The sequence below is a fragment of the Spirosoma panaciterrae DSM 21099 genome (assembly GCF_000374025.1).
GTDB classification, from domain to species: domain Bacteria; phylum Bacteroidota; class Bacteroidia; order Cytophagales; family Spirosomataceae; genus Spirosoma; species Spirosoma panaciterrae.
This window is the reverse complement of the sequence record NZ_KB893239.1, coordinates 96,554-119,642: the sequence shown is the minus strand read 5'-3', so window position 1 is coordinate 119,642 and position 23,089 is coordinate 96,554. Positions and strand designations below refer to the sequence as shown.

The 23,089-nt window shown below is 49.0% G+C and carries 22 protein-coding genes and 1 tRNA gene; 9 read left to right on the top strand and 14 right to left on the bottom strand.

Translation table 11 applies throughout. From position 1 onward, the window contains the following. The first annotated feature begins 93 nt into the window (after positions 1-93). Positions 94-1,299, top strand: a complete 1,206-nt coding sequence (gene chrA / locus B153_RS0131435) for a chromate efflux transporter (RefSeq protein WP_020600729.1) — start codon at positions 94-96, stop codon at positions 1,297-1,299. On the opposite strand, the gene B153_RS0131430 is transcribed toward chrA, so the two are convergent. Continuing rightward, the gene (locus B153_RS0131430) at positions 1,296-2,006 is read right to left on the bottom strand and encodes a MarR family winged helix-turn-helix transcriptional regulator (protein WP_020600728.1); all 711 of its coding nucleotides are present in this window, start codon (positions 2,004-2,006) and stop codon (positions 1,296-1,298) included. The genes chrA and B153_RS0131430 overlap by 4 nt on opposite strands. Positions 2,007-2,233: 227 nt before the next feature. Between B153_RS0131430 and B153_RS0131425 the strand changes: the two genes are divergently transcribed. Genes B153_RS0131425 through B153_RS0131410 form a run of 4 tightly spaced genes read left to right on the top strand, consistent with a single transcriptional unit; the run spans position 2,234 to position 6,421 of the window. Continuing rightward, positions 2,234-2,917 (top strand): ABC transporter ATP-binding protein, encoded by a 684-nt coding sequence (locus B153_RS0131425; RefSeq protein WP_020600727.1) that lies wholly within the window; start codon positions 2,234-2,236, stop codon positions 2,915-2,917. A 9-nt stretch (positions 2,918-2,926) separates the two neighbouring features. Continuing rightward, positions 2,927-3,931 (top strand): HlyD family secretion protein, encoded by a 1,005-nt coding sequence (locus tag B153_RS0131420; RefSeq protein ID WP_020600726.1) that lies wholly within the window; start codon positions 2,927-2,929, stop codon positions 3,929-3,931. Positions 3,932-3,958: 27 nt separating this feature from the next. Next, positions 3,959-5,083: an ABC transporter permease gene (locus B153_RS0131415; protein ID WP_020600725.1), complete on the top strand. Its 1,125-nt coding sequence runs from the start codon at positions 3,959-3,961 to the stop codon at positions 5,081-5,083. A 24-nt stretch (positions 5,084-5,107) separates the two neighbouring features. Then, positions 5,108-6,421 carry a TolC family protein gene (locus tag B153_RS0131410; RefSeq protein ID WP_020600724.1) on the top strand — a complete coding sequence of 438 codons (1,314 nt, stop codon included), beginning with the start codon at positions 5,108-5,110 and terminating at the stop codon, positions 6,419-6,421. Between the two features lie 101 nt (positions 6,422-6,522). On the opposite strand, the gene B153_RS0131405 is transcribed toward B153_RS0131410, so the two are convergent. Together B153_RS0131405 and B153_RS0131400 are read right to left on the bottom strand one after the other, a co-directional pair. Further along, complete coding sequence (locus B153_RS0131405) at positions 6,523-7,905, bottom strand: hypothetical protein (protein WP_026262598.1); 1,383 nt, start codon at positions 7,903-7,905, stop codon at positions 6,523-6,525. A 148-nt stretch (positions 7,906-8,053) separates the two neighbouring features. Next, positions 8,054-9,130, bottom strand: a complete 1,077-nt coding sequence (locus tag B153_RS0131400) for an AtpZ/AtpI family protein (RefSeq protein WP_020600722.1) — start codon at positions 9,128-9,130, stop codon at positions 8,054-8,056. 296 nt (positions 9,131-9,426) lie between these two features. On the opposite strand from B153_RS0131400, the gene B153_RS0131395 reads away from it, so the two are divergent. Continuing rightward, positions 9,427-9,858: a DUF3592 domain-containing protein gene (locus B153_RS0131395; protein WP_020600721.1), complete on the top strand. Its 432-nt coding sequence runs from the start codon at positions 9,427-9,429 to the stop codon at positions 9,856-9,858. Between the two features lie 30 nt (positions 9,859-9,888). Further along, positions 9,889-10,986 carry an ankyrin repeat domain-containing protein gene (locus B153_RS0131390; RefSeq protein WP_020600720.1) on the top strand — a complete coding sequence of 366 codons (1,098 nt, stop codon included), beginning with the start codon at positions 9,889-9,891 and terminating at the stop codon, positions 10,984-10,986. On the opposite strand, the gene B153_RS0131385 is transcribed toward B153_RS0131390, so the two are convergent. From B153_RS0131385 to B153_RS0131365, 6 genes are all read right to left on the bottom strand, one after another. After that, positions 10,965-11,663 carry a hypothetical protein gene (locus tag B153_RS0131385; protein WP_020600719.1) on the bottom strand — a complete coding sequence of 233 codons (699 nt, stop codon included), beginning with the start codon at positions 11,661-11,663 and terminating at the stop codon, positions 10,965-10,967. The genes B153_RS0131390 and B153_RS0131385 overlap by 22 nt on opposite strands. An 87-nt stretch (positions 11,664-11,750) precedes the next feature. After that, the gene (locus tag B153_RS0131380; protein WP_020600718.1) at positions 11,751-13,037 is read right to left on the bottom strand and encodes an adenylosuccinate synthase; all 1,287 of its coding nucleotides are present in this window, start codon (positions 13,035-13,037) and stop codon (positions 11,751-11,753) included. Beyond that, positions 13,037-13,444 (bottom strand): HNH endonuclease, encoded by a 408-nt coding sequence (locus B153_RS38935; RefSeq protein WP_020600717.1) that lies wholly within the window; start codon positions 13,442-13,444, stop codon positions 13,037-13,039. Before B153_RS38935 ends, B153_RS0131380 begins: the two co-directional genes overlap by 1 nt. Further along, positions 13,428-13,661: a hypothetical protein gene (locus B153_RS0131375; protein WP_020600716.1), complete on the bottom strand. Its 234-nt coding sequence runs from the start codon at positions 13,659-13,661 to the stop codon at positions 13,428-13,430. Before B153_RS0131375 ends, B153_RS38935 begins: the two co-directional genes overlap by 17 nt. A 37-nt stretch (positions 13,662-13,698) precedes the next feature. Further along, positions 13,699-14,208 carry a Fur family transcriptional regulator gene (locus tag B153_RS0131370; protein WP_020600715.1) on the bottom strand — a complete coding sequence of 170 codons (510 nt, stop codon included), beginning with the start codon at positions 14,206-14,208 and terminating at the stop codon, positions 13,699-13,701. Positions 14,209-14,324: 116 nt separating this feature from the next. Further along, a complete protein-coding gene (locus tag B153_RS0131365; protein WP_026262596.1) occupies positions 14,325-16,595 on the bottom strand; it encodes a RelA/SpoT family protein in 2,271 nt (756 codons plus the stop codon). A 240-nt stretch (positions 16,596-16,835) separates the two neighbouring features. Between B153_RS0131365 and B153_RS0131360 the strand changes: the two genes are divergently transcribed. After that, a tRNA-Leu gene (locus B153_RS0131360) sits at positions 16,836-16,917 on the top strand. A gap of 103 nt (positions 16,918-17,020) precedes the next feature. Then, positions 17,021-18,382 (top strand): trigger factor, encoded by a 1,362-nt coding sequence (gene tig / locus B153_RS0131355; RefSeq protein WP_020600713.1) that lies wholly within the window; start codon positions 17,021-17,023, stop codon positions 18,380-18,382. A 168-nt stretch (positions 18,383-18,550) separates the two neighbouring features. Here the strand turns inward: tig and B153_RS0131350 are convergent, their stop codons facing one another. The 5 genes from B153_RS0131350 to B153_RS0131330 form a co-directional block, all read right to left on the bottom strand. Next, positions 18,551-19,564 carry a hypothetical protein gene (locus B153_RS0131350; protein WP_020600712.1) on the bottom strand — a complete coding sequence of 338 codons (1,014 nt, stop codon included), beginning with the start codon at positions 19,562-19,564 and terminating at the stop codon, positions 18,551-18,553. A gap of 164 nt (positions 19,565-19,728) precedes the next feature. Continuing rightward, the gene (locus B153_RS0131345; RefSeq protein ID WP_020600711.1) at positions 19,729-20,349 is read right to left on the bottom strand and encodes an L-threonylcarbamoyladenylate synthase; all 621 of its coding nucleotides are present in this window, start codon (positions 20,347-20,349) and stop codon (positions 19,729-19,731) included. A gap of 15 nt (positions 20,350-20,364) precedes the next feature. Then, positions 20,365-21,390, bottom strand: a complete 1,026-nt coding sequence (locus B153_RS0131340; RefSeq protein ID WP_051097389.1) for a glycosyltransferase — start codon at positions 21,388-21,390, stop codon at positions 20,365-20,367. 221 nt (positions 21,391-21,611) lie between these two features. Continuing rightward, the gene (locus B153_RS0131335; protein WP_020600709.1) at positions 21,612-22,565 is read right to left on the bottom strand and encodes a YihY/virulence factor BrkB family protein; all 954 of its coding nucleotides are present in this window, start codon (positions 22,563-22,565) and stop codon (positions 21,612-21,614) included. A gap of 108 nt (positions 22,566-22,673) precedes the next feature. Beyond that, positions 22,674-23,087, bottom strand: coding sequence for an acyl-CoA thioesterase (locus B153_RS0131330; RefSeq protein ID WP_020600708.1), 414 nt, complete (start codon positions 23,085-23,087; stop codon positions 22,674-22,676). Positions 23,088-23,089: the final 2 nt, after the last annotated feature.

Here is a 23,089-nt window from a genome sequence, read left to right as displayed (position 1 = left end):
TGTCAATGATTGTAGTACACCTATGCCTGACTAGCCCTGACCATGCTTGAAGACCCCTGACCGCTCTTGCTCCTCAATATCCTTCCTCTATAAATGCTTCCTTACCTGACCACTCACCAGCCTGTTCGCCGAATACGGTACATCATCTTTCTGAAAGATGTGTTGATTCTGGCCTGTACAACGTTTGGGGGACCTCAGGTGCATCTGGCTATGTTTTTTGATCGGCTGGTGAAAAAACGGAGGTATCTGACGGAGGAGGAACTGCTTGAATTGAACGCACTTGGGCAGGTATTGCCAGGGCCAACCTCCACGCAAACCATTACGGCTTTAGGCTTCAAAATTGGTGGGCCGAATCTAGCCTATCTAACCCTTCTGATTTGGATACTACCGGCTGCCAGCGCCATGACGGCGGCCGGTATTGGCATATACTACCTCGAACGTCACCAGCTTTCGCTGCATTTTACCCGGTTTATTCAACCAATGGCCGTTGGGTTTATGGTGGTAGCTGGCTATCGCATCGGGCAGAAGGTGATCCATGATAAAGTGAGTCTGGCGCTGGCACTCACGGCTACACTAGTGGGCTATGTATTTCACTCACCCGTAATGACCCCCATTGTGATCGCCGTTGGGGGGCTGACTACAGCCCTGACCTACCAGAAGCAAGAACGGATGAAGAAAGAGCCCCTGCGCGTGCAGTGGGCTAATTTTTTTCTGTGGATGGGGGTTTTCGTTACTGCTGCTTTGCTGGGGGCCTTCACCCATTCGTTGCCAGTACGTTTGTTCGAAAATTTCTACCGGAATGGCAGCATTGTGTTCGGTGGAGGACAGGTGCTGACCCCCATGCTCTATAACGAGTTTGTCGCGTTTAAACATTACCTGACGCACGAGGAATTTCTGTCAGGGTTAGGGCTTGTACAGGCCATGCCCGGGCCGGTTTTTTCCTTTGCTTCCTACATTGGTGCTCTATCGATGCGAGGGGCTGGCTGGCATGGACAGCTTTGGGGAAGCCTAGTTTCGACGGCAGGTATATTTCTGCCTGGTACGTTCCTGATCTTCTTTGTATATCGGTTCTGGGAGCAGCTCAAGCGCTACCGAGTCGTGCGGGCGTCGCTGGCTGGTATCAATGCCGCCAGTACGGGCCTGACCGCAGCCGCAGCCATTGCGTTGTTTGAGCCGATGGCTCCGCACTGGCCATCGGTAGGGGTGGTCATGCTGACCATCGCTCTGTTGCTCTACACCAAAACACCCCCTTACCTGCTGATTCTGGGTGGGTTAATACTTGGGGTTGTTCTTACTTAACGCACCGGATCGCCACCGACCATTTGTTCGTACACTTCATCGAACTCAGCATTTCTGCTTTGCCGATAGTGCTCAGCATGATACCGATCAAGTTTATCCAAAAGCTGAACCAGCAATGCCTGTTCGCCATCGGTCAGTGAGCTAAAGGCAACGTCAGCAACTTTATTCATCACGGGAAAGCATTCCTGGAGTGCTTCAATCCCTCTGAAAGTGATTCGAAGGCGTTTGGAGCGCCGGTCCTCTTCATCCGGAAATTCCTCAACCAATCCCATCCCTACCAACCGATTGACTATGTCGATGCCTGACGCAAATTCTGACATCATTTCGTAAATCAGCTCGCTTTTTTTGGGGGTACCCATTTTCATCAGGACAAGTAGATACACCGGATCGTCTATTCCCTTGAACTGGAGGGGCTGCATGGCTTTCTTCGAGTAGAAATAGCTGTATTTCGATAACCGCCCAACCAGGGCCGCCAGTCGGGATTCGGGTCTGATCTCTATAAAAGAGGGATTCCCTGAGTTATTCTGTGGCCTGTAATTTTGCTCATTGATTGCCTTGACAGGTTGTTGCTGATCCACAACGGGTGGGTGTACGTGTTCCGTTAAGTAATGCAGGCAAAATCCGCCCAAATCAGCATTAGGGGTTGCCTCACTGTACGCGGCCCACGCATTTACCAAATCAATCAATGCCTTTTCTCCTCGTTCCATAAACTACAACATCCTATGAATCTAGCTAGGTTTTACCCTATATAACTACGAAAATAAAATAATTTTCTTTAACAATATTGTATTAACTGTGTTTTCGTAATAATATTGCCTCGTGAATTCCTGGAAAGTATGATTTCATAGTTTTTAGGATTGAGAAAATACATTGGCAAACCACTGCCTTTAGTGTTCTGGATGGGATGGGGATTTGATTTTAACTTTCAGAATCTATGATAGCCGAATTAAAACAGGCTGGCAAGGAATATCGGGCAGGTGATCAGACAATTGTGGCGCTTCAGCCGACAACCTTGCAATTACACGAGGGGGAGCTGTTGTTGATCATTGGTCCTTCAGGTTCCGGGAAAACGACCCTGTTGTCGCTGTTGGGGTGTGTAATTTACCCCAGTTATGGCGATCTGTGGGTCGATGGGCAACACGTGAATAAGCTGAATGAAAGAGCCCTGGCCAAACTACGTCTGAATTCCATCGGATTCGTCTTTCAGAACTTCAATCTACTGGCCCCCCTTACGGCTGAGGCCAATGTGATGATGCCTCTGCAATTGCAGGGCGTGAGCCAGTCCGAAGCGCGGGATCGAACCGAGAAGGCACTGCAAACGGTTGGCATGACCGATCGTCGTAAAAACTTACCAAGCCAGCTATCAGGTGGGCAACAACAGCGTATTGCCATCGCCAGGGCGCTGGTTACCAATCCTAAACTGGTACTCTGCGATGAGCCTACCGCATCGCTGGATAAGGATTCGATCAACATAGTCATGCAGGAATTACGAACCCTGGCCGATAATGGGAAATCAGTGGCTGTGGTCACCCACGATCCACGATTAAAACCGTTTGCTCACCGAATTGTGGAGGTAGACAATGGGGCTGTGAAAGAAGTTTCCGGATTTAACGAGTAAAGATCAATTATGAAGTCAACGCATTACGTAGCAAATGTACTTGGTATACTTATGGCCATTTGCCTGGTCAGTTCCTGCGGAGGAAAAAAATCGGACGCTACTGACGGTAAAGACACCGTACGAACGGTGCGAACCCCCAGGCGAGTTGATGAAGTATTGGGTATTGCGGTTATTGAACCCGCTAAACGCATCAGTCAGCTATCGCCCGAATCGGGCGGTCTGGTCAAATCCATCCGTGTCGATATTGGGCAGGTGGTTCAGAAAGGCGATGTGATTCTTACGTTGGACAATGCCGTCGAAACTGCCCAGCTACGACAGGCCAGCGTAAAGATTCAGACCCAGCAGGAGGCCATCGAAACCGCCCGGCAGAACGTACAGACGCTACGGGTGCAGTTGCAGAAAGCCGAAGCCGATCTGAAGCGGAATCAGATGCTGTTTTCGGGCAATGCGCTGACGCGTAAAGAGTTGGATGATTCGCACTATCAGGTTACCAACCTACAGCAACAGATACGAGCCTCCGAAGCGCAGGTAAAACAGGCCGAGGGGCAGATCAAGCAACTCCGGTCGGATATTAACTATGCATCGACTGTAGCGGGGCTGAAAACGGTAAAAGCGCCCGAAAACGGAACCATTCTGAGCCTCGATGCCAAAGTAGGCCAGTATCTGAACAGCAACCAGTCGATTGGTGATTTTGCCCCCGAAGGCCCTCTAGTTGCTGTTACCGAAATCGACGAACTGTTTGCGTTGCGCGTGAAGGTTGGCCAGAAAGCGTATGTACGGCCTCAGGGAAGCAATGAACGCCTGACAACGGGCACCGTCATTCTGGCATCGCCCTATCTGCGAAAGAAATCCCTGTTTTCAGACAACACGGCAAATCTGGAAGACCGGCGCGTTCGGGAAGTTCGGGTTCAGTTAGACGATCCAACTAAAGTCATTATCGGGGCGCGGGTTGAATGTCTGATTCAGGTAGGGGCCGAAAATAGATATCCGAAAGTAGCGCGGCAGGTTCCGTAGTTCGACTCATTCAAAAACGTATCTGGTATGTTTAGCATTGCGATCCGGTTTATTCGCTACGACGTGGCCAAGTCGTTTGGGGCTCTGGCAGGTATCATTATCTCCGTGTTTTTGATAGGGCAGCAGGCAGGGGTATTTATTTTCCTGACCGATGCCATGCGGAGTATTGTCGATAACAACAAAGGGTACATCTGGGTAACGGACGAAACCACCACAAACGCCAATCAATTGAGTCCACTCGACGTTCGAAAGGGCTACGAGATAAGCTCGCTACCGGGGGTTGAACGCGCCTATCCGGTTGTGGTAGCAGCCGTAGGGGCCAAATTTGCCAATGGTACTACGGGCGGATTGTCGTTGATTGGTTCCGAAGCGCCAGCTTTCGTAGGTGGTCCCTGGCGATTGTATACCGCCAAAAATGAAGACATGATACCCGATGGGGCATTGATTACGGATTACTACGATTCAAAAGCCCAGGGAAATCTGAAACCCGGTGATTATTTTGAGGTCAACGGGAAGAAAGTTTACAACGCCGGGCTGACCCGTGGGGCCCGATCGTTTGGTGGAGGTTTGCTGGGCTTTACGACCATCGAACGGGCCCGGTACCTGGGTAACGTACCCACTACCCAGGTCAGTTTTTATCTGGTCAAGCCTAAAAAGGGTGTGGCGGAATCGTCGGTTATCCAGCAAATCAATCAGAGTATCAATGGCGTAAGGGCCTGGAATGCCGATGAGCTTTCCCAAACAACGGTTAAAACCGTTTTGGCTACGAACGGCATTGCGGCATCATTTGGAAGTCTGATTGGCTTTGCCATCATTTCCGGGTTGGTTATCATTGGTCTGACGTTGTATTCGGCAGCCATCGACCGGATCAAGGATTATGGAACCTTGAAAGCAATCGGGGCGACGAATGGCTATGTAACCCGCCTGATTCTGACGCAGGCATTATTATTCGCCATCCTTGGCTTTATCATTGGGCGGCTTCTGGTTGAGGGGTTTAGGATCGGTATTGCTAAATCGGGAACGCTGTTTTATTTCCCCGGTTGGTTTGAATATGCGCTGTTTGCCATTACGCTTATCATCTCGCTGGGCGGGTGTGTCTTTGCTATCCGACGAATCAACTCCCTGGAACCGGCCACTGTATTTAGAGGTTGAAGCAACCTGTTTTTCTATCTCCGTATGAAATACGCATTTGTTCTTGCCGGGATTTTTTTAGGTCAGCTTGTCAGGGCACAGCCGGTTGGCAGCGTGCCCAAACCCATTAGCCTTACCGAAGCGCTTGAACTGGCCCAGACGAATCGGCTGGAAATAGCCAATCAAAAACTTCAGGTGGAACTGGCCGAAAGTGATGAAGCCCGACGACGGGCGGCCTGGCAACCCCAGGTTAATCTGGGGGCCGACTTTCGCTGGAATACCCAAATCCAGCGCAACATCATCAAAAACGCTCCGTTTGCCAATAATCAAGACGTTGTGTTGCGATTCGGAACGCCGTTCAGTAATGCCCTAACGGCACAGGCTGAGCAAAAAATTTATGATGCACAGAGCCGGATTGATCGGCGCATCAACCAGTTGACGGTCGATAAGCAACGGTTGGCGCTCGATAAACAGGCGATTGATGTTCGTCAGCAGGTAACCGAAGCGTATTACCAGGCCGTATTTAACCGGGAAAAGCAGCGCTTATCGGACCTGGCCCGGTTGCGGGCGCGGGGTTATCTAGAACAGGCGCAAACTCGCCTTCAGGCGGGTACGCTGCTGCAAACGGATTTTGATCGGTTCAAACTTGACCTGAGCAATGCTGACCTAACGTTTCGGAACGATCAGCGGGATTATGCACTTAGTCTGGAAAACCTGCGGTATCGAATCCATTCGCCACAGGCCGTTGAGCCCATGGACTCCTTAAAGGCTTTATTTGATCAGTTTACCCAACAGGAACTAGCCGCTAAAACGCGTCCGGAATTGCATCAGGAAGAGGCCGATCGGCAGATTAATGTGCTGAATCAACGTCGGGAACAGGCTCGGCTGGCCCCACTTATTTCTGGTTATGGAGCCTACGCTGCGCAGCAATTTGCTGATGTGTTCAACCCAATTCAAAGCGGCACCTGGTTTCCCTATAACTACGTAGGTATCAAGGTGTCCATGCCTTTGTATAACGGACATCAGGCGCGAATCAACCGTCAGGATTACGTGCGTAGGGCGCAGATCAACCAGAATACCCTGCAGCAATTGCAGAGTGATTTTGATTACGAATTGCGATCGGCCCGTAACACGCTCGATCAGGCCCGTGAGAATTTATCCGAGACGCAGAAGAACATTACGCAGGCACAGGCTATTCTGGCCATCGACCGGGTACGATTTGAGGCTGGCACGCTGGTGCTGGCTGATTTCCGAAATAGTGAATATAGCCTTCAACAGGCCGAAACGAATTACCTACGTGCCGTATATGATGTACTACTCGGACAGATTCAGGTACGAAAAGCGCAGGGAAGCTTATAACGTTATAGCCATCCAGACGGAACACAAGGGGACAGTCTGGACGGCTATGATAGGCAGGAAAACCCTGTTACTTCTGCTAGATCAGATGTAGTGAACCTGAATTACAGGTTTTCGTCTGAAAGGAATTTGCGGATGGTTTGGTAGGGCCGCATGCCATTGGTTTTTCCATTTGTCCCATTCGTGGGGGCGGGTGGGTTGCCATTGGTACGCGGTTCATCAACACGCTTACGACTACCATTCTGAAGCGTCAGCATGTCTTTACGCAATTGCCGCTGTTCCTCGTCAGTAAGGCCAGTACGGGTTGCTTCGCCCTGGCCATACCCATCGTTAAAATTACTGATTCGGCTGTCGGTTAACGCCAGTTTGAGTTCAGCCAATAGTTCGGCCAGTTCAGCATTTAGCGTTTGCCGCTGCGCTTTCAGTTCGGTGAGCAAGGGGAGTAGCTCAAGATTATGCTGGAGCACATTCTGATGGGTACGTTGTTCGGCCAACTGTGCTTCCAGAGGAACTAATTCAGTCGTAATTCGTTTGATACGTCGCCGGAGTTTCCAAAGCTTGATATCGGCCTGTAGCCATCGGAACCAGAACGCCGACAGAACGGGTAGAGCAATGCCTAAACAGACCGCCCCCGCAATGGCGAACAATATGCCACTCAATACAAAGGACAGTAGTGCCCACGGACTGTTGACCAGGGCCAGGTTCAGCTCACTCGACTCATTCAGTTGTTTTTCAATCTGATGCATGGCCGATGGGCTCAGGGCCTGTGTCGCTGCCGTTGGGTCAGGGTTAACCTGCAACTGCCGAATCGATTTGTTGATCGCGGCTTTAAGTTGGTCGGTTCGATACGCTTCGTACCGGAACCACCCCAGAACAGCCAGCGTAAGTACGGCAAAGACCGCCAGAGTCATCTTGAAACGGCTGTATTTTCGCTCATTGGCTTCTGGGTTTTCCTGGTACGGTTTTTCGATCAGTCGATCGTAAGCAGGCTTCAGCAGGATCGACACCATGGCCAGCCCGACAGCGAAAGCCCAGGCTTCGTTGGTATTGCGAATGTTGAGCGCGTAGGCGACAATTTCGTGGGAGATGATCAGATCGCCCGCCAGAAACGAAATGCCAGCAATCAGAAACAGGATTCCGGCCAGTAACGAGTAGTCGGGGGCGGCCTGGGTTCGACGTTCGCGTAAAGAGTCGCGGTCGGCCTCTAGCATCTGCCGATCGGCCTCGCGTTGCTTCACCTGTTTATCCAGCCGATCGACCTGCAATGTATGATTTTGCAGCTCGGCAAAAGCTGTCCGGTTGGCTTCAGTGGTTTCGGCCAGACGCTGTTCCGTATTGGCTAGTTCGGTACGCTTTTCCTGGATGCGTTCCGTCAGCCAATCGGTATTGATCTGGCTCGATAAATATCCTTCGTAGGTTTCCCGATTTACACCCTCAACACCGCTCGTATACCCGTGTTGAAAGTCAGGATTGTTCGTTGGCTCCATCATCAAGTATGAATGATAAGTTTTGCGTTTTGCTATCCTAATAAACCAAAACCAGTAAGCAGCTACGGAACTTACACATTGCCGAAAAGGCGTTCTGATCAGTGCAGATCTTTGTAAGTCAGTGCTTTATCTGGTAAGTAGATATGTATCATTCATAGTTTATAATGCCTTTACGCTGTTGTTCGGTAAGCCGATCGCGAAGGCTGCGAGCCAGTTCAAATTCACTTATAAATAGATGAACAAAGCCATCGCGCTGAGTGTTCAATCGGGTCAGATTTGTTTCGGCATGATTCAGAGCTGTTACGATAGGCCACTTCTGCATCCGAAACCCATCGATCTCTCGGGTAAGTTGCTCCATATCGGCTTCCCAGGCAGCTATATTTTGCGCCTTCTGAGCGATTAGCTGCCGATTTTGCTGAATAGTCAGAAGGTCGCCCTGTAGGGATGATAACGTATTCAGCAGCAGTTTGCCAGCCAGCAAGAACAGAAAGAACACGAAAATGAATAAGCCAACAGACTTGGGTACGGTCTGCGATTGAAGCGCCTGAATGAAGATGAAAAGAGAGGTAGCCAGGGGCAGACCTACTTCTTCCAAAAGACGGCGGACCGTTAACCGGGTATTGGTTTCGTAGAAAAAGGATGTACGCCCGGCCAGATTGAACATGCCCGCCAGAAATACACCTACGGCAATCCAGTGGTTAGTAAAAACGGGGTGCAGGGTTTCGTCGATCAGGTAATAATTGCCGACACACAGCAGCATCGAAAGTACCAGGCTGAAGCCGTTTCGAAATAAGTTATTGGATACAGGTTGCTGGCTTCGCAAGGCATCAAGCTGGTCGCGGAGGGCAGTCAGGCGGTTTTCGCGCTGCTCGATGAATAGGTTCAGTTCACGGATTTTTTCGGTATACTGCTCGATTGCTTCTGCCAAAGGAGCGGTCAACTGCCCAAAATAAGCCCGAATCTGAGCGAGTTTGCTATCTGGTCGGGCGTCTGACAGGCCAAATAGGACCCCTTCGTCACGCAGGCTTTCTTCGTCAGCCAGCCAGTGAGGGAGTGGGTCGTTTGGCACGGGCACTGCCGGGATCGCATACGAAAGTGACTCGATGGCCAGCTCTTTCGGAGTAGCGTTTCCGGTTGGTGTATGAACCAGCGATGCGGGATGAAGGGGCGCAGGCGTGGGCGTATTACGGGAAAAAATAGACTGAAATCGTTGAAAAAGCGTCATTATCGAAGCCGGGCAATCGGGTTGGCTGGCCGGATCAGGTTGATAAACAGAAAACGGCTGTAAATACGGAAATAGTACCGTATGAATGCAAATGATTCTGGACAGACGGAGAAGAATTTCGCCAGAAACCACTCTCTGAGCGCTGTATGCAGTGAGGTTAAGTCTGCAATCTGTTAGATCAAAGCTACCAGTTATTGACTATGGGTGGCGAGCCTCGGCGTTTTCTACCAGTTTCGTGGCGTAGATACCGATCTGATTATATCATCCAGATCATCTGCCAGGCAAGTCTTTTACCCATGAAACTCCCCGTGGCTGACCTTTTGATTCTACTTTTCTTTCTGATCGGTGTTTTGCTGGTTAGCGTTGCTGGTTACCTCTATTATGACCACCAGCAGTTGGTTCGAACGGGCGTTATGACCAAAGGAATAGTGATTGGTATGCACCGGATGAAATCACGCGAATACCCCGTCGCTCCTTCCATTCGCTATCGTATACAGGATGGCCGTGAGCTGGTGTTTCATAGTTCGGAAGGGCGAAATCCACCTGCTTACTCCATTGGCGAGGAGGTGACGCTGTACTACGACCCACAAAACCCGGAGCGGGTTAAGCTGGATGGGAATTACCTGCTGGTATATGTTTTGGCTGGAATAGGCGCTGTATTTCTGCTGCTTTCTGTCTGGACAATAGGGGAGTCTGTTGCGGCAGTATGGGCGTGGCTGGCAGGGTAATCGGTGAATTGTTAGTTAATTATCTGTGTAATGCGAAGCGTTGTAGAGCCTACAGAAGTCAGACAGGCCGTAAAACCGACCGAAACAAAACCCACAGCCAGGCTGAAATACGTTACGGGTATCAATTGGATTGGCATTGGTATGCTGGCTCTCTTCGTGATGGGTTCACTGCTCTTTCCAACCAAAGGGGGCGATGCGGCCGGACGAGGGATCGGCGAAGCGTTTGAGTGGCTGACTCGGATTGGTCTGATCGGTTTGTTAATTCTTAATCTGATTCCCTATGCATGGGCTAAATACCTAGCTTTTACACTGATCATGCTGCCTCCTGCCTTTCTGTTGCTGAACCAGGTTGGCTCCGATCTAAAAGATATTGTTAAGGCCATTACCTATTCGCAATCCGACTACGATGGGTCCAGGTATTTTGCCGAGCCTAAACTAAAAAAGCTACTGGCGGCCATTTTTGATCAGAATGTCGATAAAGTAGAATCGCTTTTAGAGGATCCCATCCCCGAAATTAATAACCTGGATACGCACGGTGAGCAAACAGTTCTTGACTATCTGGCTACCAATTTCAGTCCGTATACCCGCGATTGGGGAAAAACAAGGCAAATCATGGAACTCCTGCTGGCAGCTGGAGCGACCATCAACAGTACGACCCCAGCCCGGATATCCACCCATGCGGCTTCGTTATGGAATGCCACACCTGAGATGCTCAAATTCTTCCTCGATCATGGAGCCGACCCTAATGCTATTGGGAGCAACGGAGTATCTATTCTCTATGAAGCCATTCGGTCCGGGGGCGACGATTCGATCGACAAAGTTCGGCTTCTGCTTGATCGGGGAGCTGATTGTAGGCAAGTGGGCACCTACGATCAAAACACGAAAGCGTATACGCCATTGCTCTTTGCATCGGCTTTTGGGTGTTGGGATACATGTCTGTTACTGATTCAGCGGGGATCTGATGTACATTATACATCGCCCGACGGAACGAATATACAGACGTATATTGATTTTTTTGAAGACCACTACAAAGGAGCTGATGACCTCCGCCCAGTGGAGTTTGATCAGGTCAAAGCCGTTTTGACGAAAATGAACCGTACCAACCGCTACCTAGGGAATACGCGCTGAAGAGCAGTCCAGAGTCGTTTCTTTAAGTTCTGATCGGCTTCAATAGTCGGTAGTGAATCGGCCATCAGGAAGGTTATCCCTTCGAAGCGAACCGGCGAATAGCGGTCCATCATAATATCGAGATTGATTCGCTCGAAAGGTACGCCAAAGGTGATGAAATGGTTGATGTATTTTCCCCGCAACAACTCCGCAAAATTCAGGTCTTTCACCCCGTGAAGATTCAATAAATCAACCCCCTCGATATTGAGGTTGACGGCTTTCAGAATCTTTTCCAGGAATAGTAAGTTGCTGGGATCTAGTTCTTCATCGGCCAGGAGCAGCACCTTATGATTGAGCAATGGCATTGGTGGCTTTTGCTGAACGGGTGGCACCACCTGCGGCACTTTAGGACGGGGGATCGGGTCTGGCAACACTTCCGGTGCTTCTGCGGTTGGCTCAGTCGGGAACCTGCCTGAAGAAGCCGTTGCTTCAGTCGGCTGAATGGCTACCGGTTCTTTAGATAACCCATTCGCCGATAAGATGTCCAGTTCGGCCAGTAAATCGACCTCCGTTATGTCAACTACTGGGCGGTCAGTCAATTCGGCAACCGACGGTTTTAGAGGCTCCCACGGTTCATCCGGCAGTCGGTATAACTGGTCAGTCTGGTAGAAGGTGCGGTAAAAATCAGTTGCTGACATAGGGCGAAACGGGCAGATCGGCTATCGATTTGATCCCGGCAAGGAGAACTGTAGAGTGCCTTGCCGGGGTCATAAACGTAAAACAATTTAGGCAATCACAGCCTGGCGGTGAATGATCGCTTCCCGGTCTGGACTGGTTGAGATAAAATTGATGGGTAAACCCAGGGTGTCTTCCAGGAAATAGACGTAATCGGCCAGCGCTTCGGGTACATCACTAAACGAACGAATATTGGTCAAATCAGCCTGCCAGCCTTTAAACGTTTTGTATATGGGTGTCACAGCCGTGTCGCACAGATCATAAGGCAGTTGCTCGGTTACGGTGCCATCGGGTAGCTCGTAATGCGTACAGACCTTAATCTCATCAAAAATATTCAATACGTCGACTTTCATCATGACCAACTGGGTGACTCCGTTAATCATAATCGCATATTTGAGCGCGGGCAGATCGAGCCAGCCACATCGACGGGGACGGCCCGTTGTCGCGCCAAATTCGCGGCCTTCCTGGCGGATGCGTTCGCCCGTTTCGTCGGAAAGTTCGGTTGGGAAGGGGCCGCTACCGACTCGTGTACAATAGGCTTTAAAAATTCCGTATACTTCGCCAATCTGGCGAGGAGCAACGCCAAGTCCTGTGCAGGCCCCGGCAGTCATGGTATTGGACGAGGTAACGAAGGGATACGATCCAAAGTCAATATCGAGCAATGAACCCTGAGCACCTTCGGCCAGTACTTTTTTGCCTTCGGTCAAGGCTTCGTTTACCGTATATTCACTATCGGTAAGTTTAAACTGCTGCATGAAATCCACCGCACCAAAAAACTCTTCTTCGGCCTGCGGAAGTACAGATGCATAGTCGAAGTTGTTCTGGTCCAGAATAACCTTATGGAGGGCTACCAGTTTGTCGTATTTTGCCCGGAAATTAGGGGATTGCATATCACCAACCCGCAGGCCCTGACGGGCTACTTTATCCTGATACGTAGGACCGATACCGCGTAGGGTTGAACCGATTTTCGATTCGCCTTTGGCCTGCTCATAGGCCGCGTCCAGCAGGCGGTGCGTAGGCAGAATGATAGATGCTTTCCGGGAAATCTGGAGGTTCTGGGTTAAGGCCAGATTATACTTGGCCAGCCCGTCAATTTCTTTTTTGAAGACAATTGGGTCAAGAACAACACCGTTTCCAATGATATTGAGAATATCGTCGCGGAAAATACCCGATGGAATCTGGTGCAGTACGTGCTTCAGACCGTTAAATTCAAGTGTATGTCCGGCATTTGGACCACCCTGAAACCGGGCAACCACCTGATATTTTGGGGCTAATACGTCAACGATTTTGCCCTTTCCTTCGTCGCCCCACTGGAGGCCTAATAAAACATCGATCATTATAAAAATGAGTTTGGGTCTCGCTCAGATAAACGTTTCAGATCATTAAAACGAAAAATTGTTGTTGTGACCTTTCCGATTTGGGTTGTAGGGACCATGCGAATCCCTTCGAGACGAAAATGTTCAGCCCAAATGTCTGAGCGAGGATTATTAAAACGCACTATTTCATTGGTTTCCCAATCTATGGAGGCCATGTCGCTCCCCTTATTTCTATTACAGTTAAAACAAGCGTAGGCTAAATGGTTACTGTCTGTTAGGCCATTGTGTTTGACTCCTATAATATGGTCAACTTCACAATATAGGCCCGTTTGGGTTTCGTCAATCAGGCAATATTCACAACAAAATCTGGCTCGTGCGGCTACTTCATTCCGTAGCTTTACGGGAATAGAGCTACCCTCTCGCGACATTCTGATTAGCGCGGGCTTTAGCCATACGCATTAAATGCTCAAACTGTTCATAGTCGTCCGGCTCTGCAATTTCGTCTTCAGAAATGGTGCCGGATTTCTCCATGGATAGCAAATATCGAACTCGCTCCCGGGTTTTTTCAGACGGTCGGAAAGCCAGGATCTGCTCAGAACTCATTCCCGCGACAATAAAGCCAACAAATTCTGAATAAGCTTTCATAAAAAAATACCGTTATCTCCCTATTCCGCTAGCGAATCTAGTCTTCTACAGGAACCTGAATACCCTGCTGATCTTTTTCGGACTCCTGACGGTTTTCGCAAAAATCGCGGGTGCAGGAACCGTAGAAAATTAATGAGTGATGCATCACATTGAACTTCAGCATATCGCCCACCATATTCTGAATGTTCTGAACGCGTGGGTCGCAGAACTCCATCACCTTGTGGCAATCGGTACAAATCAGATGGTCGTGCTGACGATACCCATACGATTTTTCGTATTGAGCCAGATTGCGGCCAAATTGATGTTTAGTGACCAGATCACAATCAACCAGTACATCGAGGGTATTATAGACTGTGGCCCGGCTCACCCGGTATTTTTTATTCTTCATCGAGATGTACAACTCGTCCACGTCGAAGTGGTCCTGCCGGTTGTAGATCTCTTCGAGTATGGCAAAGCGCTCAGGGGTTTTTCGCAGGCCTTTCCGTTCGAGGTAAGCCCGAAAAATCGACTGAGCCGCATCTAAATTAGATTGATTCGGCGCAGGCATATCCGGTTCCGATTAGTTGAAAGTACAAAGGTAGAGGTTTATCGTTCTAGGTTTCAAGTTTCAGCTTCAAAGTTTCAATAACCCAAAGAAGCCCGAAACCTGAAACACAAAACGACTTAGGAGTCGAAGCGAATGACCTCAAACACACCCGGAACCCGTTCTAATTTGTGCATAAGGGTTTCGAGATGTTCCGTATCATGAACGTAAAGTTTGATATTTCCTTCAAAGATACCGTCCTTCGAGTCAATAGCTACTGAACGCATATTGATATGCAGTTCGTTGCTGATTACGCGGGTTACGTCGTTGATCAGGCCCACCCGGTCGGTTCCCGTAATGCGTAAACCCGCCAGAAAAGCCAGTTCTTTCTGGGAGGTCCACTTTGCCTTGATGATCCGGTTGCCGTGGTTCGACATCAGTTCAACCGCATTGGGGCAGGTTACCCGGTGAATTTTTATGCCTTCATTGATGGTCACAAACCCGAATACATCGTCGCCCGAAATGGGGTTACAGCATTTGGCCAGGGTGTAATCGATCCGGTCCATGTCTTCGCCAATAAGCAGCATATCGGCATCGGCCCGTTCGCCGTGGATTTTCTTTAGCTCCTTAACGAAGGCTTTGGCATCGGGCAGGGCATCGGTATTCAGCTTGTTGGCTCGGTTTTCTTTGGCTTCCTTATCGGCCTTGAATTTCTTTAGCTCCGCAACGTCAATATGCCCTTTACCAACCCGGTAGAAAAAATCATCGGTCGTTTTCGAGCCAAAATAGGCCCGTAGCTGGTTAATGACCTCGTTGGTCATCTCCATCTTCAATAACCGGAGCTTCTTGCTGACCATATCCCGGCCATCGGTCACGTACCGCTTATTTTCCTCCTTAATTAAATCCTTGATCTTGGTTTTGGCTTTGGAGGTAACCACAAACCGCAGCCAGTCTTCATTGGGCTTCTGCCGATTTGAGGTAATTACCTCTACCTGATCACCATTTTGCAGGACATAACTCAGAGGAACGAGCGTGTTGTTGACTTTAGCTGCCATGCACCGAGCCCCGATCTGGGTATGGATACTGAAAGCAAAGTCGAGGGCTGTAGCCCCACGTTGCAGCACCTGTAGTTCGCCCTTAGGAGTGAACACAAACACTTCTTCGCTGTACAGATTACTTCTGAAATCATCAACAAACTCAATAGCGGCTTTTTTTCCATCGCTACCTGCCGACTCGATCATGTCGCGCACCTGACTGATCCAGGCTTCGATACCCGCGCCAGTTTGCGTGTCGTTGCCTTTATATTTCCAGTGGGCAGCATAGCCTTTCTCAGCGATTTCGTTCATCCGTTCGGTACGAATCTGCACCTCCACCCATTGGCCCTGCTTGCTCATAACCGTCGTATGCAGCGATTCATATCCGTTGGCACGAGGGGTGCTGATCCAGTCTTTCAGGCGGTCGGGATTGGGTTTGTAGTGGTCGGTAACGATGGAATAGGCGCGCCAGCAGGCGGCTTTTTCTTCGTCGGGCGGTACATTCAGAATGATCCGGACGGCAAACAGATCGTAGATTTCTTCAAACGGCTTTTTCGACTTACTCAGCTTGTTCCAGATCGAATAAATCGACTTGGGCCGACCTTTCACTACGTATTTAAGCCCGGTTTCAGCCAGATCTTTTTCGATGGGTTCAATAAAACGACCAATAAACCGATCGCGGGCCAGCCGGGTTTCACGTAATTTTCGCGCAATGTCTTTGTACGCATCTGGCTCAACGTGTTTCAAATACAGATCTTCCAGTTCCGATTTGATCGTGTACAGACCCAGACGGTGGGCGAGGGGTGCGTATATGTAGATCGTTTCAGATGCAATTTTCAATTGCTTATCGCGGGGCATCGAGTCCAGCGTTCGCATATTGTGCAGTCGGTCGGCCAGCTTGATCAGAATGACCCGAACATCGTCGGACAGCGTCAGCAGCATTTTCCGGAAATTCTCGGCCTGCTGCGACGTACCATATTCAAAATAGCCCGAAATCTTGGTCAGTCCATCGATGATACGAGCGACTTTAGGGCCAAACGCCCGGTCGATGTCGGCAATGGTTGTGTCGGTATCTTCAACAACATCATGGAGGAGGGCAGCTACAATACTGGTGGTGCCCAGCCCAATTTCTTCAACAGCAATCTGAGCTACGGCTAACGGGTGATAGATATACGGCTCTCCTGAGCGCCGACGCATATTCTTGTGTGCTTCGGCCGACGTGTTAAAGGCTTTTTTGATCAGCTTGGCGTCGTCGCCTTTGAGCATGGGTTTTGCGGCACGCAACAATCGACGGTAACGCTTCAGGATTTCCTGACGTTCCAGCTCCAGATCAATTACAGGCTCGGGGCTGGGTCGATGCTCGATTGCATTAGTCATAAATGGCTTCGTTGTGGGTAATGGCCTATAGGGTTGTACTCGTACTACCAAGATAACAAAATATTCATCGAAAAATGAGGCTGTATTAACTAAAAATAAAACCTTCTGAAATTTCATTTGACCTATTGATTTTTTTTACTACCTTTGCAGTCCCAAAATCAACACACGATGTAGGGTATGTAACGAATACGGGCAGTTTATCCTGTCTCGTTATTCATTCTACTCGGTTGATGGCTACCTGCGGGCGTGGCGAAATTGGTAGACGTGCCAGACTTAGGATCTGGTGCCGCAAGGCATGGGGGTTCGAGTCCCTCCGCCCGTACTATAAAAGCGAAAGAGTGAAAGAGCGAAAGAGCGTTTGTCTAAACAATTCACTCTTTCGCTCTTTTCACTCTTTCGCTCTTTACTTTTAAACCGACATACCCGTGGATATTACGCTCGAAAAAGCCAGCGACACCAACGCTTCACTCAAGATTACGCTGACCCCTGCTGATTATAAACCAGAAGTCGATAAGAAACTGAAAGACTACGGTCGGAAAGTTCAACTCAAAGGATTTCGCCCTGGCCACGTACCCGCTTCGCTCGTTCAGAAAATGTATGGAAAGAGCATTCTGGTTGACGAGATCAACTCGATGCTGAGTAAAACCGTTAGCCAGTATATCCGCGATAATAAGTTACAGGTAGTGGGTGACCCAGTGCCGAATCGGGAAGAGGCTGATGCCATCGACTGGGATAATCAGACTGATTTTGCGTTCAGCTATACGCTGGGGCTGGCTTCGGAGTTCGACATTGATTTCAACGATCTGCCGAGCGTAAATGAATACCAAATCCAGGCTGGCGATGCCCAAATCAACTCAACAATTGCCGACTTGCAACAGCGTTTTCATACCCACTCGCATGGAGAAGAAGTGGGCGATGGCGACACCATTTATGGTGAATTAAAGCAGTTGTCGGCTCCTGAAGGAGCTACCGGATTCTCGGCAAAAACGGCTTTCCCAATGGCTAAAATGGCCGAAGAGGCTAAAGGCCAGTTTGTCGGCAAGAAAAAAGGAGACGTGGTTACGTTTGTGCTGGAACAGGCGTTTCCGGATGAGAAAGCTCGGGCCAATGCCACAGGCGCTAAAGTTGAGGAAGTCGCCGATCTGACAGGTGAATTTACCTTTGAGATTGACGACATTACCCGTCATGAGCCTGCTGAACTAAATCAGGAGCTTTTCGACAAGGTGCTGGGGGCTGGGGCTGTTTCGGACGAAGAACAGTTCCGGGCTAAAGTAGCCGAAATCATCCAGAGCAATTATGCCCGGGAGACGGCCCAGTTGCTGCGCCTGGACATTGAGAAAACTCTACTTGACAACACCCCTATTCTGCTGCCCGACGAGTTCCTGAAAAACTGGTTGCTGGAAGTGAATGAAGGGAAATTTACGCCAGAGCAGATCGACGAGCAGTATGACGATTTTACCAAATCGGTAAAACTTCAACTTATCAAAAACAAAATTGCCGACAAAGCCGACATCAAAGTTGATTTCGAAGAGGTGATGGAAGCAACTCGTCAGATGGTGCGCGAACAGTTTGGTTTTGCCAGCACGGAAGATGATGAAATGAACAAGACCATCGACCGTATTGCCCGCAATTACCTGATGGATGAGAAAAATAATGGACAGAACTACACCAGTACGTTCAACCGGGTGTATGACGATAAAGTGATTGACTACGCCAAAACGCAACTGACATTGACGAATCAGGAGGTTACGGTGGATGAGTTTAAAGCATTGGTTGAAAACCGTTAATCGGTTTAGCCTTGATTTTAAGCTGCGGGCGGCTCAGTCATTGACTGAGCCGCTTTTTGTTTCGGGCAGGATAGATTGATGGGAATTTCGAATCTGGGTAATTGGAACTCATCCAAACAATAAGGGCGACTCAACTAAGTCGCCCTTATTGTTTGGGAGTAAGTTAGCCTATTGATACTGGATATACATGGGTTTTGGAGTCAGCGCCAGCACCTCTTCGGGGGTCATGATGCGAGAACCGGGCTTACGGAAGTCGTTATCATAGAATAGCTTGAACCCTGTATACTGAACCGGCTCTTTCTGAATATAATCGTGGTAGGAGTCTTTTTTCAGTACGGGAGGTCCCCAGCCATCCATATCCATCACAATCTGTACATTCGGGTCCAGTTTGATGTTCTTATAGTTTTTGATCATACCCTGCGTAAAGCGGTGAACGACCAGGACTTTAGGCGGTAGGTTGTTTTCTTTGACAATCTTGCTCAGGAACTGAACAGCCTGGTTTACATCGGCGGCATCGTAGCTACCAATTTTTGTGCCGGGTTTATGACCAGTCACCATCGAAAACTCAGGGTCGATACCCAGATGAACGAAGGGAAGTTTCAGGTATTTTGTCAGATATTCCATTTCGCCACCCAGCGGTGCGTGGCCACGTTGAATATCAAGAAACACGATGGCTTTGTGCTCATTTCCCCATTTAATGACTTTCTTGATGGTTTTGTCCGACATCCGTAGCCGATAACCGCCATCTTTACCCGGAGCCCCCTGTGCCGAAATTGCGACCAGGTGTAAAGCAGGCTGGATGGGCGTAGCCGGATCGGCTTTTTGCCAGTTCGCAATTTCCTTGTCAAGCCGCTGAAGCATCTCCTCTTTTTCGTACTTACCCAGTATGCCCATTTTTTTAGAGTGGGGGTTACCGTAGTAGGCGAAAATGCGTTTGCCCGGCAGTATGGCACCCGTGGGTGCATAGGTTAGGGAGTCGAGCGTTGAATCGCCCGTACTGACGCCACTACGGGTAGAGGCAACGGGTTCAGGCGCTGGCGTTTTCGACGAATCGGCAACGGGTTTTGCAGAAGCTTCGGCCGTAAGTTTTCCGGTGTGGGATGACTCCTCTTTTGAAGAAGTCGTGCAGTTGGATAGCGAATAAAGAGCCAGCAAAGAGAGCGCGGCCAAGGAAAAACGCATACTGTGAAATGAGTTTGATAATGTTTTTTAGTAGATGGGCAACCCCTGGCTTTATCAGTAATAACCCTGTTTATGGCAGTGAAGCAATAATCTTGCCGACAGCGCAACAAACGCTGTAATAGAATCAACCCTACAGTGCAAGTATAATTCCTATTTATAGCTTTTCAAAGCACTAATTCGCCCAGACCTTGCCGTACAATAGAAAAGTCATCGTTCGTGACATCGACAATGGTAGAAGGAATATTGCCGCCATAGCCCCCGTCGATCACGATATCGACCTGGTGCTGAAACTTTTCAAAAATCAGTTCGGGGTCAGTTGAGTACTCGATAATTTCGTCTTCATCCCGGATTGATGTCGTAATGATCGGATTGCCCAGTTCGTGGACGATCTGCCGGGGAATGTCGTTGTCGGGAACGCGTATTCCTACGGTTTTTTTGTTGGTATTCAGTAGTTTAGGGACATTGCTGGTGGCCTGAAGAATGAACGTAAACGGCCCTGGTAGTAGGCTCTTCATCAATTTAAACGCCTGATTACTTACGCGGGCATAGTCGGCAATGTGGCTCAGATCATAGCAGATGAACGAGAAATCATTTTTAGTTGGCTTTATCCCCTTAATACGGGCTACCCGCTCAACGGCCCTTGCATTATGAATGTCGCACCCCATACCGTAGATGGTATCGGTTGGATAAATGATGACGGCTCCATCACGAAGTGCGTTTACAACATGCGCAATCCGGCGGGGATCGGGGTTTTTCGGATAAAGCTTAATGAATTCGGCAGACATAGCTACATGGGTTAACTATACACTAATAACCATAAATGACCTAAACGGGTTTCGACAATACCGATGGTACAAACGGTACATGTAGTTGACGGGAAGATGAACACGAGAAATGCCTATAATACATTGGGTTAACTTATCCGGTTGTTTGATCGATTTTAGTAAACTATGGAAGTGTTGAACAAGCTCGAACTGCTCGGTATAGAAGGCTTTTCGGATAAAGGTGTTTAGCCTGCCAGCCAATGCATCGAACTCATCCGGTGTCTGGCAAAGTTCGAATGCTTTCTGGCTGACAATCAGGGTCGAAGGTAGTAGATGATTATGGCGTTGTAGGATCTGGCCGGACAGTGAGCCCGGTAATTGTCGTTTCAGCGTCAGTATATCATCGAGGTAAGCGTAGTAACAGAGTCGGGATGAGCGGACCCAGAAGTCGAAATCTTCATAACTCAACGATTCGTCGTAACCACCCAATTGCTCGAGCAATGAACGGCGAATCAACATGGTGGGCGTACAGATAAAATAGCTGGACAAGATCGCCCTGAACACATCGCCGGTTGGCACCTGTACGGTTGCCTGACCTTTTTCATTGACTGGATAATGCGTGCCCGTTCGTCGACCCAAAGCATCGATGATGGCCGCATTGGAAAAGACCACCCCGTATGAATTGGGCAATTGCTCCATACAGGTAACCTGTTTGGCAATCCGATCAGGCAACAGCACATCATCGGCCGAGAGATCGATAACATACCGCCCACTTGCTAAGGTGAGGCCCTGGTTAAATGCGCGATTCAAACCCACATTGCTATTGTTACGGATAAATCGCACGGACGGGTGAGGGTCAATAAACGAATACACCTGTTCGACGGAGCCATCTGTACTACCGTTGTCGATAACAATCAATTCCACATAAGGGTAGGTTTGGTCAATGACCGACTGCAAGGCTTGTCGAACGTAATTCTGATGATTATAGCACGTGCAAATGACCGTTACCCAGGCCGATGGACGACCGGAGTGTATTTTTTTTGGGGATAAGCTGCCAGACATGAAAACCGTTGGTAGTGAGCGGATAACCTACAGACGAACGCAGGTCGTGTTGGTCATTCTCCCGATTTACCACCTCCGTACAACCGATTATTTTAGATGGTGCAGAAGATTGGCACGCTTTTCGCGATTTTCTAACACGAACACGTGATCCCCCGTGCCAGTTTTGGTGCCTGGAAAGCGTGTGCTTTTACATTTATGGGTTAGGTTTTACAAACGTCACCTCAAGTTTTCGAGGTGGCGTTTGTTGTTTTAGCGGCTACGCTCGGGTGTTGGTCACCTTCGAGATTATAGAGAGCCACATTCATTTCAAACCCTAAAATGAGCACCAGGGCGATCAGGTTGATCCAGATCATAAGGGCGATCAGCGTACCAATCGACCCATATAATTTGTTGTAAGACCCAAAGTTGGCAACATAGAACGAAAAGCCGAGTGTAATCAGAACGATAAGTACCGAAGCGGTTACAGCTCCTGGCATGATAAATAACCATTTCATGTTCACGTTCGGGCCGAATCGGTAGATAACTGAAATTGAACCCATGAATACCGCAAACACAATCAGGTACCGCCCAATGGTTAGCAGATTGACGAAGACGACGTTGTTGAAGAAGCCAAAATGAAGCAGATAGTCGCTCACAATTCCGCCAATAATCAAAACGACCACTGCTAAAATCAGCGCAAATGCCAGCGTAAACGTTAAGCCCACGGCTATGGCGCGAATTTTGAGGAAGCTCCGGCGCTCTGCCGAATGATACGATGAGTTGAATGCCTGCATCAGGGCAACCAATCCGCTGGTTGCTGAATAGAGCGCCAGAACGAAGCCTAAGGATAACACGCCACTGCGCGGCCGATTGATAATATCCCGTATGGTGGTATCGACCGTGCTGAAGGTATCGCCCGGTAAAACCCGTTGCAGAAATCCCATCACCTGTTCTTCAAGATCAGGGATCGGGATATACGGTATCAGCGTAAAAAAGAAAATGATCGTTGGGAAAACAGCCAGAATAAGACTATACGATACCGATGCGGCCCGTTCGCTGGTGTCATTGTCAACGATCTGTGTCGCCATTCGCTTTAGAAACGAATACCAGGTGCTTTTGGAATTGAAGGGATGATGAGCCTGTAACCAGGTTTTTACCCTACGCAACGCCTTAAAACCGAATAGTTTATCGAACATATTGTAGAATTCGTTAGTAAATGGTCATGCCCAATGTGTGGGCCGTCAAAAGCCGGTTAAGGACTCTCCGAGGCAACTGACTATAAATTAGTGACTAACGATTGACAATTATTGTTCAAAGAAAGATTTGGTCGCTTCGACTAAATCGGGAGGTGCCGCACAGGGACGACCTGTATCTGTACGGACAAAGACAAGGGTAGTTTGGCCCGTATTTAACAACTGACCTTCCTGATTGAAAATCTCGTAATTGAACATCAACCGGGTTTTGGGCATTTGCGGGATTGTCACGCGGATGGTGAGCAGATCGTCGTATCTGGCGGGTCGAATGAAGCGGGAATTCAGGTCATAGACAGGCATCGAAATGCCATCTTCTTCCATTTTTTTATACGTAAGGCCCAGGTGGCGAAGGGCTTCGACACGACCAATTTCATAAAAACGAGCGTAGTTGCCGTAGTAAACAATGCCCATCTGATCGGTGTCGTAGTAGCGCACCCGGATGTTTGTAACGTCGTGGGTAATCATAG